We start from the raw sequence: 3,741 nt of genomic DNA on the forward strand, positions 1-3,741 counted from the left end.
GTTGGCCGAGACCTTCTTGATGAGCTGGCGGATGCGGTCGACGTCTTCGAGGCCCATGCCCTGGGTGGGCTCGTCGAGCAGCATCAGCTCGGGCTCCATCGCCAGCGTGGTGGCAATCTCCAGCGCCCGCTTGCGGCCATAGGCCAGGTTGACGGTGGGCGTCTCGGCGTAACTTTCGAGGTCGACCTCGCGCAGCAGCTGCAACACACGCTCATTGAGCAACTGCAACGAGTTCTCCGACTTCCAGAAATGGAACGAGGTGCCGAGCTTGCGCTGCAGCGCCACGCGCACGTTTTCCAGCACCGACAGGTGCGGGAACACCGCCGAGATCTGGAACGAGCGGATGATGCCGCGCCGCGCAATGTGGGCCGGGCGGTCGCCGGTGATGTCGTCACCGTTGAACAGGATCTGCCCCGAGGTCGGCGTGATGAATTTGGTCAGCAGGTTGAAGCAGGTGGTCTTGCCCGCGCCGTTGGGGCCGATCAGCGCGTGGATCTGGCCACGCTTGACCTTCAGGTTGACCTGGTTCACGGCCACGAAGCCCTTGAACTCCTTGGTCAGGTTGCGCGTTTCGAGGATGGTGTCGCCGCGGGGCTGGGTCATTTCGCTTTTTCGCCTTTCTCACTTTTTTCACCAGAGGCTGCGCCCAGGCGCTGAGACAGCTGCCGCGCCACATCGACCACGGTGTCGCGCTGCTGGGCGGCAAAGCGCGGTTTGAGCGCCGCCTTTTGCAGGCAGATGCCCACACCGGCCACCACTTCGCCGGCGGCGTCGAACACCGGCGCAGCCATGCAATACACGCCCTGGCGCACGTCTTCGTCGTCGATGCTGTAGCCGCGCTCGCGGGTGGCGGCCAGCTCGTGGAGCAGATCGCTGCGGCGCATGGACGGCAGGTTCATGAAAGCCGGCAGGCGCGGCGTGGGAAACAGGTGCTTGACCTGCGCTTCGCTGTGAAACGCCAGCATGGCCCGGCCGGTGGCGGCGCGGTAGGCGGGCAAGCGCATGCCCACGCTGAAGGCCATGCCGAGCGGGCGTATGCCGTTGCGCACTGCCACGTAGACCACGTCGGCGCCGTCGAGCACCGACAGGATCACCGTCTCTTGCGGCGCGCTGCCCAGGCCGCTCCAGAAACGGTCGAACTCCTGCGCGGGCGAGGTCTGCGCGGCAAAGGCATTGGCCAGGCCCATGACGCGCGGGCCGATGAAAAAGCCACCGTCGTCCTGGCGGCGCAGGTAGCCGAGCGCGGTGAGGGTGTTGCACAAGCCGTGCACACTGCTCTTGGGCAAGGCCAGGCTGGTGGCGAGTTTGGCCAGGCTCATGGCCTCACGCTCTTTCTCGAGCAGGTCGAGCAATGCAAACGCCCGCGCCACGGCCGGCACCAGGGCCGGTTTGGCAATGGGGAGCGCAGCGGTGGCCTGAAGCATGGGGCGTGGGGCGTGGGGGCGGTGTGCGTTGATTCAGCCAGTTGAATGAGATTCGACGGATCGAACATGCGGGCTCGCAGTCTACGAGCGGCTTTTCGCCGTGGCATACGCAGTCGCACGACCCTCGGGAAAGTCCCTTCAGGGTTTGCACGTTGTTACTTTTGCGTAAGCCACAGTTCAATCGAGCGGCCGTCACGTCGTCCAAAAATTTGAACAGTCACAACAAGCCGCGTGAACCGGCCGGCCCAACCCCAAACGTAGAGTGCGAATCTCATGAACACCACACCACCCCGCTACAGCCGCATCGCGATGCTTTTGCATTGGGTGCTGGGGCTGGCCATCATCGGCTCGTTCAGCGTGGGCCTGTACATGGCCGATCTGCCGTTCTCGCCGCACCGGCTCAAGCTCTACAACTGGCACAAATGGGCCGGGGTGACGATCCTCACGCTGTCGGCGCTGCGCCTGTTGTGGCGCCTGACACACCGGCCGCCCGCCGACCCGCCCATGCCAGCGTGGCAGCGCCTGGCCGCGCACGGCACGCACTACGGCCTGTATGTGCTCTTCTTTGCCGTGCCGCTGGTGGGCTGGGCCTACAGCTCGGCGGCGGGGTTTCCCATCGTGTGGTTCGGCGTGTTGCCGCTGCCCGACTTCGTGCCGGCTGACAAGGCACTCGCCGAGTCCATCAAACCCTGGCACGCCTGGCTTGCCTATGGGATGGCGGCGCTGGTGCTGATGCACGTGGCCGCCGCCCTCAAACACCAGTTCATCGACCGCGACGGCTTGCTGTTGCGCATGTGGCCCACCAGGAACCCTTCATGAAAACCACCCTCATCGTGGCCGCACTCGCCGCCCTGTCTGCCTTCGTGGTGCCGGCGTTTGCGCAGCAAACGCTGGTGCCGGCGCAAAGCGAGATCGCCTTCACCAGCAAGCAAATGGGCGTGCCGGTCGACGGCAAGTTCAAGAAATTCGATGCCCAGATGGCCTTCGACCCGAAGAAGCCCGACACCGCGAAAATCGCTTTCACCGTCGACCTCGCCAGCGTGACCTTTGGCGCCACCGAGACCGAGGCCGAGGTGGCCAAGCCCGACTGGTTCAACACCAAGGCTTTTCCGCAGGCCACGTTTCAGTCAACCAGCGTGAAGGCCGCCGGGCCCGGCAAGTTCGAGGTGGCGGGCAAGCTCGCCATCAAGGGCGCCAGCCAGAACGTGGTGGTGCCGGTGACCGTGACACAAGCCGGTGGCGCCACCACCGCGAGCGGTGCCTTCGCCATCAAGCGCCTCGATTTCAAGATCGGCGACGGCGACTGGAAAGACACCTCGATGGTTGCCAACGAGGTGCAAGTCAAGTTCAAGCTGGCGTTGACTGGCGTCAGCGCCCTTTGATTTAGCCGCCCACTCGCTTCGCTCCTGCCCCCAAGGGGCGCCGCCTGGCGGCCCGGCAAAGCCGGTTCCACGGGCGTTGCTTGATCCCTGTCATTTCGATTCGCTATCGCTTCACCACCAGGAAACACCCATGACCAAGACCCTCATCGCCGCCGCCTTGTTTGCCACCGCCGGCTTCGCCCAGGCGCAAACCGCCACCTATGCCATCGACCCGACACACACCTTCGTGAACTTCGAGGCACAGCACTTTGGCACCAGCACGCTGCGCGGCCGTTTCGACAAGAAAGAAGGCACGGTCACCTTCGACAAGGCGGCCAAGACCGGCAAGGTCGAGATCACGATCGACACCGGCTCGGTGAGCACCGGCGTGGGCCCACTCGACGGCCACTTGAAGAGCAAGGACTTTTTCAGCGCCGCCGAATTCCCGACCGCCAGGTTCGTGGGCGACAAGTTCAGCTTCAACGGCGACAAGGTGAGCAGCGTGGCAGGCGCGCTGACGCTGCGCGGCAAGACCCAGCCCGTCACGCTGACGGCGACCAACTTCAACTGCTACATGAACCCGATGCTCAAGCGCGAGGTGTGTGGTGGTGACTTCGAAACCACCATCAAGCGCAGCCAGTGGGACGTGAGCTATGGCCTGCCGGGCATTCCTGATGACACGCGGCTGCTGATCCAGATCGAAGCGGTGAAGCAGTAGCCCCCCAGTCGCTGCGCTCCTGCCTGCTGGCTTGCAAGCCAGCAGGCGTTCCGGCGGGCAATCTCCGCGCAGGCGGAGATTGCTTTTCCGCCTCCACCCCCCAAGCAACTGTGTTCGAAGTCAAGCGGGTACGCCGTGTATCTGCGGATTCCAGTCTTGACCGGAGCGGGCCATGGCATTGAGGATGCGCAGCAGCTTGTGTGAACAAGCTGTCAGCGCAACCTTCTTGGGTTTGCCC

The 3,741-nt window shown here is 64.3% G+C and carries 5 protein-coding genes; 3 read left to right on the plus strand and 2 right to left on the minus strand.

All coding sequences use genetic code 11. From position 1 onward, the window contains the following. Both RMO40_RS24885 and RMO40_RS24890 read right to left on the minus strand, forming a co-directional pair. Positions 1–603, minus strand: a 603-nt coding sequence (locus RMO40_RS24885; protein WP_309726559.1) for an ABC transporter ATP-binding protein, incomplete at its 3' end; no start/stop codon positions are given. Further along, positions 600–1,424, minus strand: coding sequence for an IclR family transcriptional regulator domain-containing protein (locus tag RMO40_RS24890; protein ID WP_309726561.1), 825 nt, complete (start codon positions 1,422–1,424; stop codon positions 600–602). The genes RMO40_RS24890 and RMO40_RS24885, both read right to left, overlap by 4 nt. 273 nt (positions 1,425–1,697) lie before the next feature. On the opposite strand from RMO40_RS24890, the gene RMO40_RS24895 reads away from it, so the two are divergent. From RMO40_RS24895 to RMO40_RS24905, 3 genes are all read left to right on the plus strand, one after another. Continuing rightward, complete coding sequence (locus RMO40_RS24895; protein WP_309726563.1) at positions 1,698–2,243, plus strand: cytochrome b/b6 domain-containing protein; 546 nt, start codon at positions 1,698–1,700, stop codon at positions 2,241–2,243. Continuing rightward, positions 2,240–2,806, plus strand: a complete 567-nt coding sequence (locus tag RMO40_RS24900) for a YceI family protein (protein WP_309726566.1) — start codon at positions 2,240–2,242, stop codon at positions 2,804–2,806. The genes RMO40_RS24895 and RMO40_RS24900 overlap by 4 nt, the downstream gene beginning before the upstream one ends. 130 nt (positions 2,807–2,936) lie before the next feature. Then, a complete protein-coding gene (locus RMO40_RS24905) occupies positions 2,937–3,503 on the plus strand; it encodes a YceI family protein (protein ID WP_309726568.1) in 567 nt (188 codons plus the stop codon). Positions 3,504–3,741 lie beyond the last annotated feature (238 nt).

It is taken from the genome of Rhizobacter sp. (genome assembly GCF_031412075.1).
Classification (GTDB): domain Bacteria; phylum Pseudomonadota; class Gammaproteobacteria; order Burkholderiales; family Burkholderiaceae_C; genus Rhizobacter.

Bases quoted from the DNA above. Each gene is read 5' to 3' on its own strand.
- RMO40_RS24890 (WP_309726561.1), bottom strand. From the start codon at position 1,424: ATGCTTCAGGCCACCGCTGCGCTCCCCATTGCCAAACCGGCCCTGGTG.
- RMO40_RS24900 (WP_309726566.1), top strand. From the start codon at position 2,240: ATGAAAACCACCCTCATCGTGGCCGCACTCGCCGCCCTGTCTGCCTTC.
- RMO40_RS24895 (WP_309726563.1), top strand. From the start codon at position 1,698: ATGAACACCACACCACCCCGCTACAGCCGCATCGCGATGCTTTTGCAT.
- RMO40_RS24905 (WP_309726568.1), top strand. From the start codon at position 2,937: ATGACCAAGACCCTCATCGCCGCCGCCTTGTTTGCCACCGCCGGCTTC.